This window comes from Sinorhizobium mexicanum, assembly GCF_013488225.1.
Taxonomy (GTDB): domain Bacteria; phylum Pseudomonadota; class Alphaproteobacteria; order Rhizobiales; family Rhizobiaceae; genus Sinorhizobium; species Sinorhizobium mexicanum.
In genome coordinates this window covers 1,423,299-1,436,483 of the sequence record NZ_CP041241.1, presented here as the reverse complement: position 1 = coordinate 1,436,483, position 13,185 = coordinate 1,423,299, and the positions used below count along the sequence as shown (strand labels likewise).

The following is a 13,185-nucleotide window of genomic DNA, read 5'->3' as shown; positions in this document are numbered from 1 at the left end:
CACGATCCGCCCAAAAAGCGCAGACGGCTGACGCCGCCTTCCGGCCGTCATCCGCATGTCCCTTATTTTGGCAGCATGTCCTGCAGGCGGAGGAGCGCGATCCTTTCCACCTGGCGACATGCGGTCTCGAATTCGGCTTCGCGGTCGTTGCCGATCCGGTTTTCGAAGGCGGCGAGGATCTCGTCCTTGCGCCGACCCTTGACTGCCATGATGAAGGGGAAGCCGAACTTTTCGACATAGGCGCTGTTGAGGGTCGTGAACCGCTCACGCTCGCTATCCGTCAGCGCGTCGAGCCCGGCCGAAGCCTGTTCGTTGGTGGAGCTCTCGGTCAGGCGCTTGGCCTGGGCAAGCTTGCCGGCAAGATCCGGGTGCGCATTGAGAACCGCCAGCCGCTCCTCTTCCGTCGCGCTGCGAAAGGCGTGGACGAGCGCGGCGTGAAGGCCGATCGCCGTGTCGTTGGCGGGGGAAAGTTCATCGGCGAAGGCGCGTTTGGCAATCCACTTCGAATGTTCGAAGACGCCGCCGAAACGGGCAATGAAGGCCTCTTCGGAAAGCCGGGAAGGACGGTCGCCATTGGGCTGGAAAGGATAAGCTTGAGCCCAGTAGCGGGCGATGTCGATGCGGCGGGCAAGCCAGACCTTCTCATGCCCCCTCACATAATCGAGGAACCGGGCGAGCGCGGCGATCCGGCCCGGCCGGCCGGCGAGGCGGCAGTGAAGCCCGATGCTCATCATTTTCGGCGAACCGGCGGCGCCTTCGGCATAAAGAACATCGAAGCTATCCTTCAGATAGCTGAAGAACTGGTCGCCGCTGTTGAAGCCCTGCGCTGTCGCAAAGCGCATGTCGTTGGTGTCGAGCGTGTAGGGAATGACGAGCTGGTGCCTGCTGCCGCGCTCATGCCAGTAGGGAAGGTCGTCGGCATAGGAGTCGGAGACATAGTCGAAGCCGGCGGCCTCAGTCACGAGATCGAGCGTGTTTTCCGAACAGCGGCCGGTGTACCAGCCGCGCGGCCGCTCGCCAGTGACGATCGTATGGAGGCGGATCGCCTCGGCAATTTCGGCGCGCTCCCTTTCAAGGCTGAAATCCTTGTGCTCGATCCATTTCAGCCCGTGCGAGGCAATCTCCCAACCGGCCTCCTGCATAGCCGCGACCTGAGCGGGTGAGCGCTTGAGCGCCGTTGCCACGCCATAGACGGTGGCGGGCACGTCGCGATCCGTGAACAGGCGATGCAGGCGCCAGAATCCGGCGCGCGCGCCATATTCGTAGATCGACTCCATGTTCCAGTGGCGCTGGCCCGGCCAAGCCTGGGCACCGACGATCTCCGACAGAAAGGCCTCCGATGCCGCATCGCCATGCAGCACGCAGTTTTCGCCACCCTCCTCGTAATTGATGACGAACTGGACGGCCATCCGCGCTCCGTCCGGCCAGACGGCTCGGGGATGTGGGCCATGGCCGTGAAGATCGCGGGGGTATCTCATGAAATGGGCTCCTCCAGACAGTGTCTTTTGAGCACGATTGGTAACGAGAAAGCCGCTCGCTCATTCCCCCCAAAAAATTTGAAAGTCTCGAAGGCTGAGGCCGCTACACAAGCGCATCTCCCCTCCGGATACTGTGTAGTGGAGAGCTGATTTCGGGAGGAGCGAAACGCATGCAATCTCAAGGTGGAAACGCCGGGCGCCTGACGACCCATGTGCTGGACACGGCAAGCGGCAAACCGGCCGGCAACCTGCGCATCGACCTCTACCGGTTCGATGGCGAGCGGGCGCAGCATCTCGTCTCCGCGAGGACGAATGACGATGGCCGCTGTGACCAGCCGCTGCTCGCCGGCGAACGTATGGAAAGCGGGACCTACGAACTGCGTTTCCACGCCGGCGAATATCTCGGCCCCGCCGCAGAGCGCGGTGCAAATCCCTTCCTCGACGTCATCCCGATCCGCTTCGGGATCGCCGACCAGGCGGCGCATTATCATGTGCCGCTCCTGCTTTCGCCCTATGGCTATTCGACCTACCGCGGGAGCTGACCGGCCATGATGACTGAAATCCGCAACACGATCCGCTTCTTGCTGAATGACCGGCTCGTCGAACTTGCAGACGTTTCGCCGGTCCAGACCCTGCTCGATTTCCTGCGCATTGACCGCAGTCTGCGCGGAACCAAGGAAGGCTGCGCCGAGGGCGACTGCGGTGCCTGCACCGTGCTGGTCGGTCGGCTTCTTGGCGGTCAGTTGAGATACGAATCCATCAACGCCTGCATCCGCTTCGTCGGTTCGCTCGACGGCTGCCATGTCGTCACCGTCGACGCACTGGCTCAGCCGAACGGTCCGCTTCACCCGGTGCAGCAGGCGATGGTCGACACGCACGCCTCGCAGTGCGGCTTCTGCACGCCGGGCTTCGTCATGTCGCTCTACGGCCTCTGGATGGAAAAACCGAAGCCGAGCGTTCAGGAGATCGAAAAGGCGCTGCAGGGCAATCTCTGTCGCTGCACCGGCTACGCCGCGATCATCCGTGCGGCGGAAGCGATTTCATCGATCGGGGAGGTCGGAAAGGATCCGCTCGTCACGGAGCGTGAAAATATCGGCAGGCAACTTGCCGCGCTCCAGGATGGCCGCCGCGTCGTGATCGGCAACGAGGCTGAACGCTTCGTGCTGCCGGCCTCTGTCGAAGACTTCGCTGCCGTCTTCGAAGCCGACCCGAAGGCGACGATTGTCGCGGGCTCGACCGACGTCGGTCTCTGGGTAACGAAGTTCATGCGCGACATCGCGCCGGTGGTGCACATCTCGCATCTCGAAGAACTGCGCCGGATTTCCGTCGACGGCGAAGGCATCACGCTCGGGGCCGGTGTCAGCTATACCGAAGCCTTTCCGGTGATCGTGGAACACTTTCCGCAACTGCGCGAACTGTGGGACCGGATCGGCGGGCAGCAGGTGCGCAACATGGGCACCGTTGGCGGCAACATCGCCAACGGCTCGCCGATCGGCGACACGCCGCCGGCTCTGATCGCGCTTGGCGCATCGGTGACGCTGCGCAAGGGCGCACGGCGCCGGACCCTGCCGCTCGAAGCCTTCTTCGTCGAATACGGCAAGCAGGATCGCGAACCCGGCGAATTTGTCGAAACGGTGCGCATTCCGTTCCTCGACGAAGGAATCCGCTTTGCCGTCTACAAGGTGACGAAGCGCCTCGACGAAGACATTTCCGCCGTTTGCGGTGCCTTTTGCGCGTCTCTCGATGACCAAGGCAAGGTCGCCGAAGCGACCATCGCCTTCGGCGGAATGGCCGGCACGCCGAAGCGTGCCTCGAAGGTGGAGGCGGTGCTCGAAGGAGCGGACTGGAACGATGCGACGATTGAAGCCGCCGTCGCTGCGTTTGCCGAGGATTTCACGCCTTTGACCGATTGGCGCGCCTCGGCCGAATACCGCATGCTCGTGGCGAAGAACCTGCTCCGCCGCTTTTACCTGGAAACGCAGGAGGCCGGGCACGTCCGGCTCGATCGCGCCATCGCCGTCGCGGTTTAGAGCGGGATGAGGAAAAGTGTGCGCGGTTTTCCGCCCCGCATCCCGCTCTAACTTATTAGAATCGATCACGATTATGATTTTTGGGTCGATTCGACCCAAAAATCATCGTGATCTAAAGGAGGTTTGAGCCATGAATGTGATGCAGCCCATCGACCGCATCCGCGGTGGCGTTCACGAGAAGGAAAAGCACGAGTCCGGCCACAAGCATGTCTCGGGCACAGCCGAATATATCGACGACATCCCCGAGCCCGCCGGGACATTGCACGCCTATCTCGGCCTGTCCGCCCGGGCGCACGCGGAAATCCTGTCGATCGACTTTGCGGATGTGAGCGCCAGCGCCGGCGTCGTCGGCATTCTGAAGGCGGACGACATTCCGGGCGAGAACGACATCAGTCCCGCGCACAAGCATGACGATCCGGTTTTTGCGACCGGCAAGGTCGAGTTTCACGGCCAGCCGATCTTCGCCGTGATTGCCACGTCACGCGATGCGGCGCGGCGGGCGGCTGCAAAGGTCAAGATCGACTATCGCGACTTGCCGCATGTCACGGACGTTCAGGAGGCCGTGACGGCGAACTATCCGCTGGTGATCGATCCGCTGAAGCTCGAACGCGGCGACATCGACGCCGGCTTCGCCAAGGCGAAGAACGTCGTTCAGGGCGAAATGCGGATCGGCGGCCAGGATCATTTCTACCTGGAAGGCCATATTTCCTTCGCGATCCCCGGCGAGGACGACGAAGTAACCGTCTACGCCTCGACCCAGCATCCGAGCGAGACGCAGCATATGGTGGCCCAAGTGCTGGGCGTGCCTTCCAACGCCGTGACGGTAAATGTCCGGCGCATGGGTGGCGGCTTCGGCGGCAAGGAGACGCAGGCGAATCTCTTTGCCGCGGTCGCTGCCATGGCGGCGCGGAAGTACCGCCGTGCCGTCAAGATCCGCCCCGACCGGGACGATGACATGACGGCGACCGGCAAGCGCCACGATTTCCACGTCGACTACAAGATCGGCTTTGACGACGACGGCCGGATAGAGGCGGTCGACGCGGTCTTTGCCGCGCGGTGTGGCTTCTCGGCGGACCTCTCCGGTCCGGTGACGGACCGCGCGCTTTTCCACGCCGACAACTGCTATTTCTATCCGAACGTCCGGCTGCGCTCGCGGCCGATGAAGACCAACACGGTGTCAAACACCGCCTTCCGTGGCTTCGGCGGACCGCAGGGCATGGTCGGCGGCGAGCGGATGATCGAGGATATCGCGTACACGCTCGGCAAGGATCCGCTCGAGATCCGCAAGCTCAACTTCTATGGTGGCGAGGGCCGCAACCTGACGCCCTATCACCAGAAGGTGGAAGACAACATCATCGGGCGCATCATCGAGGAACTGGAAACGTCGGCGGATTATGCCGCCCGGCGTGAGGCCGTTCTCGCTTTCAACCGCGAGAACCACGTGATCAAGCGCGGTATCGCGCTGACGCCGGTGAAGTTCGGCATCTCCTTCACCAAGACGGAATACAACCAGGCCGGCGCTCTGGTCCATGTCTACACCGACGGCTCGATCCATCTGAACCACGGCGGCACCGAGATGGGGCAGGGGCTTTACACCAAGGTCGCCCAGGTCGTGGCGGACGAGTTCCAGGTCGACCTCGACCGCATCAAGGTGACCGCGACCTCCACCGGTAAGGTGCCGAACACATCGGCGACCGCCGCCTCGTCCGGCTCGGACCTGAACGGCATGGCGGCCGCCAATGCGGCCCAGCAGATCAAGGCGCGGCTCGTCAGTTTTGCGACGGAACGCTATGGCGTCAGCGAAGCGGATGTCGCTTTCGAGCCGAATGTGGTGCGGATCGGCAGCGAGCGCGTGTCCTTCCCCGATTTCATAAACATGGCCTATGCGGCGCGCGTTCAGCTGTCCGCCGCCGGGTTCTACAAGACGCCGAAGATCCACTGGAACCGCTCCGAAGGCCGCGGCCGTCCGTTCTACTACTACGCTTACGGCGCGTCCTGCTCGGAGGTCAGCATCGACACGCTGACCGGCGAATACCAGGTCGATCGCACTGACATCATCCACGATGTCGGCAAGTCGCTCAATCCGGCGCTCGACCTCGGGCAGGTCGAGGGCGCCTTCGTGCAGGGCATGGGCTGGCTGACGACGGAAGAACTGTGGTGGGATGCCAAGGGGCGGCTGCGCACCCATGCGCCTTCCACCTACAAGATCCCGCTCGCCTCCGACCGGCCACGTGTCTTCAACGTGCGTCTGGCGGAATGGTCGGTCAACCGGGAGGAAACGATCCGCCGCTCCAAGGCCGTCGGCGAACCGCCCTTCATGTTGGGTATTTCCGTTCTCGAAGCTATATCCATGGCAGCGGCGAGCGTTGTGGAATATCGAATCCCGCCGCGCATCGACGCACCGGCGACCCCCGAGCGCGTGTTGATGGCCATCGAGCGTCTGCGCGGGCAGGCACGGAGATAACGCGGTAGTATTTGATGCGGCGCATGGCCGACCGGGCGTCGGACCATGCGCGGAAACAGGAACCACGAACATGCCGGCGACCAGAGAGGATATCCGGGCTTTCCTGAACCGAGAAGCGGCGTGCGTCCTCGTCGAGGTGGCAGTCGCAGCCGGCTCGACCCCTCGCGATACCGATGCCTGGATGCTCGTCTCGAAAGACCGCACCTTCGGCACGATCGGCGGCGGCCAGCTGGAATACATGGCGATCGATCACGCTCGAAAGCTCCTCCAGGGAGCGAGCGCTGATCATGCGCTGACGATCCCGCTCGGCCCGGAGATCGGCCAATGCTGTGGCGGTCGCGTGGCGCTCGCCTTTAAGACGATCGACAAGGAAACCCGTGCGGCACTGATCGAGCGCAGCGAAAGCGAGATCGCGCGTCGCCCGCACGTCTATGTCTTCGGCGCAGGCCATGTCGGCGATGCGCTCGCAATGGCGCTTTCGCTGGTGCCGCTTCGCACCATCCTCATCGATACGCGCGAGCACGAGCTTTCGGCTGTCGATGTGCCCGGGATCGAGACCTGCCTCACGGCAATGCCGGAGGCGGTCGTGCGCGACGCTCCGGCGGGAAGTGCGTTCGTTATTCTCACCCATGACCATGCGCTGGATTTCCTGATTGCCGCCGAAGCGCTCGGCCGCGAGGATGCCTGCTACGTCGGCATGATCGGCTCGAAGACCAAGCGCGCCACGTTCAAGAGCTGGCTTTCACGGGAAATAAGACGCCCGGAGCTCCTCGACAGGCTGGTCTGTCCGATCGGTGGGACGACCGTCAAGGACAAGCGGCCGGCCGTCATCGCAGCGCTGGCCGCCGCCGAAATCATGACGGCTGCCCTGAACCATGATCACCCGAAGGACGGTCTCCCGTCGCGTAAATCCGGAAAGCCGGTCAGGGCGTGAGGCGGGTCAATCGTCGCTCTCGCTCTGTACGCTGGACCGAGGCCTGATGACGCAATCCGCAAGATGGTCGAGCTCATTCAGCTCCGCCGCGTGGCGCTGACCCCATTCGCAGAGCGCAAGCAGTACGGGTTCGAGGCTGAGGCCGAGTGCTGTCGCCGAATATTCCACGCGCGGCGGGACCTCGCGAAAGATCTCCCGATGAACAAGACCATGCTCCTCCATCTCGCGGAGTTGCTGGATCAGAACCTTTTGACTGACGGCGGGCACCAGTCTCTTGAGCTCGGATAGCCGCTTTGGCGCGTCGAACAGGTGATAGAGGATGACGGCCTTCCAGCGCCCGGAGATCACCTTCAGGGCGCGTTCGGAGGGCAGAACCGGCAATCTTTTCATGATCTCGACCATGGTTACCAGCTGGTCAGTATGGAACGAAAGAGTATGTAGATCCCTCTTGGGCAGTGGACCTAAATAGCGGCTAAAGCAATTCCAGGAAAGTGTGTAACGGCTTCCCGTCCGGAATTGCGTCGCTTCTAACCCACCACGATCCAAGGCAGATGCACATGAAAGCGATTCAGTTCCGCCACTTCGGTCCGCCCGAGGTGCTTGAAATCGTTGATATCCCGAAGCGGGCGCCGGCAGAGGGGGAGGTTCTCGTCCGCACACGTGCCATCGGCGTGAATTTCTTCGAGGTGCTGATGCGAGAAGACCGTTATGCGGTGACGCCGGAACTGCCGATGATCCCCGGCGTCGAGGTCGCGGGTGTCGTCGAGGCCGCGGGCGCCGGCGTTTCCGGCACCATCATCGGCAGCCGGGTCGCCGTTCCCATGTTCGCCTTTGGCCGCGGCTCCGGTTACGCCGAATACATCACGATTGACGCTGCGACACTGGTGCCGGTTCCGGACGTCCTGCCGTTCGAGACGGCGACCGCGCTGATGATCCAGGGGCTGACTGCGTTGCACCTCATTCGCCAAAGTCCGCCAAAGGGAAAGACGATCCTGGTGACCGCTGCCGCAGGCGGCGTCGGTTCGCTGCTGATTCAACTGGCGAAGAGCGCGGGGGCCCGATCGATTGTGGCGACAGCAAGCTCCGATGCGAAGCTGGAACTGGTGCGCTCTCTCGGCGCCGACATCGGCGTCGACTACTCGCTGCCGAATTGGACGGCGGGCCTTAAGGAAACGCTCAACGGCAGAGGCATCGATATCATCTACGACCTGATCGGTGGCCCATTCACGAAAGCGGCGCTGGATCTGCTCGCGCCCGGCGGCGAACTGGTTTTCGGCGCCTTAGGCCGGTTCGGTCTCGGCTCGGGCGAGATGGAGGCGATGTTCTCGCGAAACCAGTCCTTGCACGGGTTCGCCCTGCTTCCTCTCCTGACAGCGGCCGGCTTGAAGGCCGATCTCGCCGATCTCTTCCATCAGGCCGAAAAGGGAACGCTCAGGGTGATCGACGGCGGGCGTTTTCCGCTCACGCGGGCCGCCGATGCGCACCGGGCGCTCGAGAGCCGGCAAACAACCGGGAAGATCGTGCTGATCTCTTGAATTGCTGCGGTGTCCCTTGCGCGCCCGATTGGACGCGGCGCTGCTGTCCGCTCCAGTCACGCCGGAACAAGGAAGGCAACGGCGAAGCCGCGTAGCACATCCGCCACAGGAAGATGGTGATGAGGTTCGACGAGGTCGCCTGTGGCGAGGTTTCGCAAGCGCATGAGATCGCGGCCATCGGGCCATACGAGACAGGTGTCCTTCCAGAGGCCCGGGAGAACGGACAGCCGGTCCCCGTCCGTATGGCGGAATATGAGGCGCGGGACCACCGTGATTGAAAAGTCGTTCTCGGTGTGGCGCATGAAAGCGGCTGCGTGGCGGGAGGCGGGGCCTCGTACTTGCAAGGGAATATAGCCGCCTCTCATCAGCAGATTCGAGCCCCTGTTTCGACGATGATTCAGGCATATTCCGATCAGCGTTTGCTTGCAGTCTTCGAAGGTACTCGCGGTCGGCACGTGCGGAAGGGCGGGCGATGACGGATGTGGTGAAAAAGGCCGGCGGTTATCAGGATCGACGAGGCTGACGTCGAGACGCTCGCTGCCTTGATAAACATCCGGAACGCCCGGTGCGGTCAGTTTGACCAGGGTTTGCGAGAGGCTGTTGATCAAGCCGGCCTGGATGAAAGGCCTCGCCGCTCTCCCAAAGTCTTCGAAAAAGGTTCGGTTCTGCAAATCGAGGAGGTCAGAGAGAAACGCCGTCACTGCCGTTTCGTAGTACTCATCCGGAGACTCCCAACTCGTCCTGAGTTTTGCTTCCCGGAGCGCCTTAACGGCAAATCCGCAAAGACGCTCGCGTAAAGCGGAAAATTCGTCTTCGTCGAAAGAGGAGTTGATAGGCCAGATGCCAAGCAGGCTCTGGTAGAGGAACTGCTCCACCGAGGCTTCCGGCGCGCCGCCACCCGGGGAACGGCGGATCCGTGCGGCATTCATGTCGTGCCAGCGCGCGACCGAGGCTGTCCAGACGTCCGGTGCCTCGCTCACCGCATAGAGACGGGCACGTGCGTCCTCACCGCGCTTGGTGTCATGCGTCGACGTTGCCGACAGGCCGTTTGGCATGTCGCGGGCGCGATCCTGCATCATCTCATGAAAGCGGTCGGTGCCCCCCGGTCTCCAGAAAGGATCGGCCCCCACCTCATTCGCCGCGAGATAGTCGGTCCTTCTGTAGAAGAAGGTATCCTCGACCGCCTTGGCCATGACGGCGCCGCTCAATTGCTGAAAGCGCGTACGGAACTCGGATTGCGGTTTTCGATTCGCCAAGCCACTCCTTGATTTCAGCGCGGCAATGATGAGGGCAATTTCGGCGCCGGCAACCGGCGCTGCGGTCAAAGCGTTCAATTCCATTTCGTCGAGGATGCGGCCGTCGCGCTCGGCTACGCCGCGGTCGCTGACATAGGTCCGGTAGATCGGTAGTGCTGCGATCAACCGACGAACGGCTTCGATGATGCGGCCGTTGGGATGCGAGGAGCCGCCGTTGTTTTCGATGAGCGCGGCAAGTCTGGCGAGCCGCGTGGCTTCGGCGTTGAAATTGTGGCTCAGTAGCTGCAGCTTGCAATCGAGGACCGCCTTTTCCGCCGCCGATCTTCGTGCCTCGCTCGAAAGCCGGGCAGAAGACTGCTCGTTGGTCAGAAGCTCGGCCAGGGCGGAGATGAACTCGTAGCCTGTGGTGCCGTCGACGGGCCAATCCTGCGGCAGCGTTTCATTCACTCCCAATATCTTCTCGACGACGATGTAGGTGCTGTTGCCTGCGTGCTGCCGCAGCCTGTGAAGATAGGCTTCGGGATCGGCGAGACCGTCGATGTGATCGACCCGAAGTCCTTCAACCAAGCCCCCCTGGACGAGGTCCAGAGTCAGTCGATGGGTGTCCTCGAAAACGGATGGATCTTCGACTCGCATGCCGATGAGACCGGCTATCTCGAAGAACCGGCGATAGCTCAGCTGGTCCCGCGCAGTCTTCCAGCTCGTAAGCCGCCAAGCCTGCATCTGATGCAGGCGCCGCAGATGATCCTTGTCGGCGGAGAGTTGTTCGAGAAATTCGTCGAGCTCGGCGGCGACCGCGGACGCCTTCACAATCGAAGAAACTGCCGAATGAAGATGTGCGATACCCGTTGGTCCGGCCGCTGCGGCAATGGCGCAGATCCTTTCGAGAGCGGAGTTCGCTGCCCTCAGAATTGCCGGATAGGTGGCCGGATTGAGCGGATAGAGCGCGTCGTAATACATGAGCGCCAGGCAATTGCGCTTGCGGTCGAGGGCGAGCCGGATGTTGCCGGCGGCGAGCTCTTCCTCAAAAGACCGTCCCAGGAAGGGTAAGGTGAGAGGCGACTGCCAGTCGATGTCAAAATGATCGGCGAAGGCACTGGAACGGCCCGATTCGATGACGCTGTGCCACCATTCGTTATCGAGGCTCGCAGCCATGTGGTTCGGGACGACGTCCAGGATTATTCCAAGCCCTTGCGCGTTCAACTCGTGGACCAGCCGCGAGAAACCCTCGCGACCGCCCAGTGCGGGCTCGATCTCGTTAAAGTCGATGACGTCGTAGCCATGCGTCGAGCCACGCACGGCGGAAAATATCGGCGAGGCGTACAGATGGGATATGCCGAGGCCGACGAGATGGGGGACCAACTCCACGGCTTTTGCGAAGTCCATCCCGTTTCGAAATTGCAGGCGGTAGGTTGCTTTGGGCGGCTGCATTGCGGGTGATTTGAATCCTGTGCTGCCTCAACACGATTCGTCGCTCTTTGTTCCCAAGCGCTTTGATAACCGCATGGGGCGAGCTCAGGCCCGCACAGTGTGACCGCAGGTGTTCCGCGCCGCCCGAACCGATCGGTGCTGCTGCAGATCAACCCTTCGCCGTGATACCGCGCATGATGGTGCATCTATAATTGCAGAAAGAATTAATCCGGAATGATGATTATGAAATAGTGGAAAGGCTGTCAGGAAAATCCTTTCTCAGATTCTGGAATTGCCTGTGCGTAGCTTGAAATTCTTACGCTAACCTAACATGAGGTGACGGCGTGTTTTGGTTGTATCATCAGAAGGCGCAACCGTGCCTAAAAATACATAAAACTGGATCCAGAAAAGCTCATTTACTTTTCCTGATCCTGCAAACAAGGAGAAAGGGAGAACGTTATGAATAGCAACAGCGAAGATACCGTAGATAAACTGCGGCGGATTCTGACCATTTCCACGGCAGCAGCATTGCTGGCGACTTTCGCTGCTCCCTTCACGACCAATGTTGCCAAAGCCGACGGCACCGGAACGGGCGAGGGCGGTGGTAGTAGCGACGGCGGCGGCGAAGGTGACGGCGGCGGCGAGGGTGACGGCGGGGGCGAGGGTGACGGCGGCGGTGAAGGTGACGGCGGCGGTGAAGGCGACGGCGGCGGCGAGGGTGACGGCGGCGGCGAAGGCGGCGGCGGCGGCGAAGGCGGCGGCGGCGAAGGCGGCGGCAATGGCAAGGGCCCGAAGGGCAACAACGGCTTCGGCAATGGCGGCGGTGACGGCGTGCCTGGGAAATCCGGCAAGACCGACGGCAATCGTTAGCATACAGAACATGTGAGGGCGGCCGCTTGCAGGAGGGCCGCCCTCCTTTGATCGAAGCACCGAAGCGGGGCGAGCGCGAAGCAATCTACCCGCCGCGATCTACATGGCGCCACGGGCCTCACCGCGAGCGCCGGTAAGCCGGCGGGTCGAGGCGTCAGACGAGCAATTTGCCAATCAGCCGCTGACAGCGTTCGGCCATGAAGTCGATGATCAGGCGCACCTTCGGATCCTGGAAGCGCTTGTGCGGATAGATCGCCGCAAGCTGCGCGCCGAGCGGCGGCGTATCCTGCAGGATCGGGGTCAGGACACCTTCGTTGATATACTGCTTCACCTCGAAGAGCGGTTTGTTGATGATGCCGCGGCCATCGAGCGCCCATTGTGTCAGCACGTCGCCGTCGTCGGAATCGTAGGGGCCGGTCACTTCGAACTTGCGCACGCCGTCTGCCGTCTGCAGCGTCCAGTAATATTCCTTGGAGCCCGGGTAGCGCAGCAGCAGACAGTCGTGACGGTCGGTGATGAGCTCGTCGGGAGTGCCCGGCGTCCCGCGCCGCTCGAAATATGCCGGCGCGCCGCAGACGACCCGCTCGCAGTTCATGATGCCGCGCATGCGCAGGTTCGAATCCTCCAGAATGCCGAGCTTGAACGCGACATCGACGCCCTCGCTCAAGATATCGACATTGTGATCGGAAAGCCGCAGGCGCACCTCGATATCCGGATATTTGTCGTGGAACTCCGGAATGCCGGAGGCAATCAGCCTTCGGCCGATGCCGAGCGGCGCGGTGATGCGAAGCGCGCCTTTGGGATTGCGCGAGAGGTCGGCGATGGCGCTTTCGGCCTCGTTTACGGCTTCGAGAATTTTGACGGCACCATCATAGAAGACGCGGCCGTGCTCCGTCGGCGTCAGCTTGCGGGTGGTGCGGTTGAAGAGGCGGACGCCCATATGCCGCTCCAGCTCCTTGATCCGGTTGCTGGCAACCGCAGGCGTCACACGCTGATCGCGCCCTGCCGCGGACAACGTTCCGAGTTCGACGACACGCACGAAAACGCGTACATTATCGAGATAAGACATGCCTCCCGCCTATGCTCCTCCAATGCCGACCGGCGTGCTTCAGCGCGCAAACAGTCGCTTTAACGCTTTGAATTTCTGCATAATTTTATTCGCAAATCGACTCCGATTTAACCGGCCATTCAGTAAAGCACTCGCGCTC

10 protein-coding genes are annotated in these 13,185 nt (G+C 62.1%); 6 read left to right on the top strand and 4 right to left on the bottom strand.

Annotation, left to right across the window (positions count from 1 at the left end; all coding sequences use genetic code 11):
- Positions 1-62: 62 nt before the first annotated feature.
- Positions 63-1,478, bottom strand: coding sequence for an allantoinase PuuE (puuE, locus tag FKV68_RS30760; RefSeq protein WP_180942683.1), 1,416 nt, complete (start codon positions 1,476-1,478; stop codon positions 63-65).
- A gap of 170 nt (positions 1,479-1,648) precedes the next feature.
- Here puuE and uraH point away from each other — a divergent pair, with 170 nt between their 5' ends.
- From uraH to xdhC, 4 genes are all read left to right on the top strand, one after another.
- Complete coding sequence (gene uraH / locus FKV68_RS30755) at positions 1,649-2,020, top strand: hydroxyisourate hydrolase (protein WP_180942682.1); 372 nt, start codon at positions 1,649-1,651, stop codon at positions 2,018-2,020.
- A 6-nt stretch (positions 2,021-2,026) separates the two neighbouring features.
- A complete protein-coding gene (gene xdhA, locus FKV68_RS30750) occupies positions 2,027-3,508 on the top strand; it encodes a xanthine dehydrogenase small subunit (RefSeq protein WP_180942681.1) in 1,482 nt (493 codons plus the stop codon).
- A gap of 130 nt (positions 3,509-3,638) precedes the next feature.
- The gene (gene xdhB / locus FKV68_RS30745; protein WP_180942680.1) at positions 3,639-5,972 is read left to right on the top strand and encodes a xanthine dehydrogenase molybdopterin binding subunit; all 2,334 of its coding nucleotides are present in this window, start codon (positions 3,639-3,641) and stop codon (positions 5,970-5,972) included.
- 70 nt (positions 5,973-6,042) lie between these two features.
- The gene (gene xdhC, locus FKV68_RS30740) at positions 6,043-6,906 is read left to right on the top strand and encodes a xanthine dehydrogenase accessory protein XdhC (RefSeq protein WP_180942679.1); all 864 of its coding nucleotides are present in this window, start codon (positions 6,043-6,045) and stop codon (positions 6,904-6,906) included.
- A 6-nt stretch (positions 6,907-6,912) separates the two neighbouring features.
- Here xdhC and FKV68_RS30735 read toward each other — a convergent pair whose 3' ends face one another.
- Positions 6,913-7,308, bottom strand: coding sequence for a winged helix-turn-helix transcriptional regulator (locus tag FKV68_RS30735; RefSeq protein ID WP_180942678.1), 396 nt, complete (start codon positions 7,306-7,308; stop codon positions 6,913-6,915).
- A gap of 155 nt (positions 7,309-7,463) precedes the next feature.
- Between FKV68_RS30735 and FKV68_RS30730 the strand changes: the two genes are divergently transcribed.
- Positions 7,464-8,441 carry a quinone oxidoreductase family protein gene (locus FKV68_RS30730; protein WP_180942677.1) on the top strand — a complete coding sequence of 326 codons (978 nt, stop codon included), beginning with the start codon at positions 7,464-7,466 and terminating at the stop codon, positions 8,439-8,441.
- A gap of 56 nt (positions 8,442-8,497) precedes the next feature.
- On the opposite strand, the gene FKV68_RS30725 is transcribed toward FKV68_RS30730, so the two are convergent.
- Positions 8,498-11,128 carry a malto-oligosyltrehalose synthase gene (locus FKV68_RS30725; RefSeq protein ID WP_180942676.1) on the bottom strand — a complete coding sequence of 877 codons (2,631 nt, stop codon included), beginning with the start codon at positions 11,126-11,128 and terminating at the stop codon, positions 8,498-8,500.
- A 438-nt stretch (positions 11,129-11,566) separates the two neighbouring features.
- On the opposite strand from FKV68_RS30725, the gene FKV68_RS30720 reads away from it, so the two are divergent.
- Positions 11,567-11,977 carry a hypothetical protein gene (locus FKV68_RS30720; RefSeq protein WP_180942675.1) on the top strand — a complete coding sequence of 137 codons (411 nt, stop codon included), beginning with the start codon at positions 11,567-11,569 and terminating at the stop codon, positions 11,975-11,977.
- A gap of 154 nt (positions 11,978-12,131) precedes the next feature.
- On the opposite strand, the gene FKV68_RS30715 is transcribed toward FKV68_RS30720, so the two are convergent.
- Positions 12,132-13,046, bottom strand: coding sequence for a LysR family transcriptional regulator (locus tag FKV68_RS30715; protein ID WP_180942674.1), 915 nt, complete (start codon positions 13,044-13,046; stop codon positions 12,132-12,134).
- Positions 13,047-13,185 lie beyond the last annotated feature (139 nt).

What these genes read in the sequence shown, in the direction of transcription:
- puuE (WP_180942683.1), bottom strand. Translation starts at nt 1,478, where the DNA reads ATGAGATACCCCCGCGATCTTCACGGCCATGGCCCACATCCCCGAGCC.
- uraH (WP_180942682.1), top strand. Translation starts at nt 1,649, where the DNA reads ATGCAATCTCAAGGTGGAAACGCCGGGCGCCTGACGACCCATGTGCTG.
- xdhA (WP_180942681.1), top strand. Translation starts at nt 2,027, where the DNA reads ATGATGACTGAAATCCGCAACACGATCCGCTTCTTGCTGAATGACCGG.
- xdhB (WP_180942680.1), top strand. Translation starts at nt 3,639, where the DNA reads ATGAATGTGATGCAGCCCATCGACCGCATCCGCGGTGGCGTTCACGAG.
- xdhC (WP_180942679.1), top strand. Translation starts at nt 6,043, where the DNA reads ATGCCGGCGACCAGAGAGGATATCCGGGCTTTCCTGAACCGAGAAGCG.
- FKV68_RS30735 (WP_180942678.1), bottom strand. Translation starts at nt 7,308, where the DNA reads ATGGTCGAGATCATGAAAAGATTGCCGGTTCTGCCCTCCGAACGCGCC.
- FKV68_RS30730 (WP_180942677.1), top strand. Translation starts at nt 7,464, where the DNA reads ATGAAAGCGATTCAGTTCCGCCACTTCGGTCCGCCCGAGGTGCTTGAA.
- FKV68_RS30725 (WP_180942676.1), bottom strand. Translation starts at nt 11,128, where the DNA reads ATGCAGCCGCCCAAAGCAACCTACCGCCTGCAATTTCGAAACGGGATG.
- FKV68_RS30720 (WP_180942675.1), top strand. Translation starts at nt 11,567, where the DNA reads ATGAATAGCAACAGCGAAGATACCGTAGATAAACTGCGGCGGATTCTG.
- FKV68_RS30715 (WP_180942674.1), bottom strand. Translation starts at nt 13,046, where the DNA reads ATGTCTTATCTCGATAATGTACGCGTTTTCGTGCGTGTCGTCGAACTC.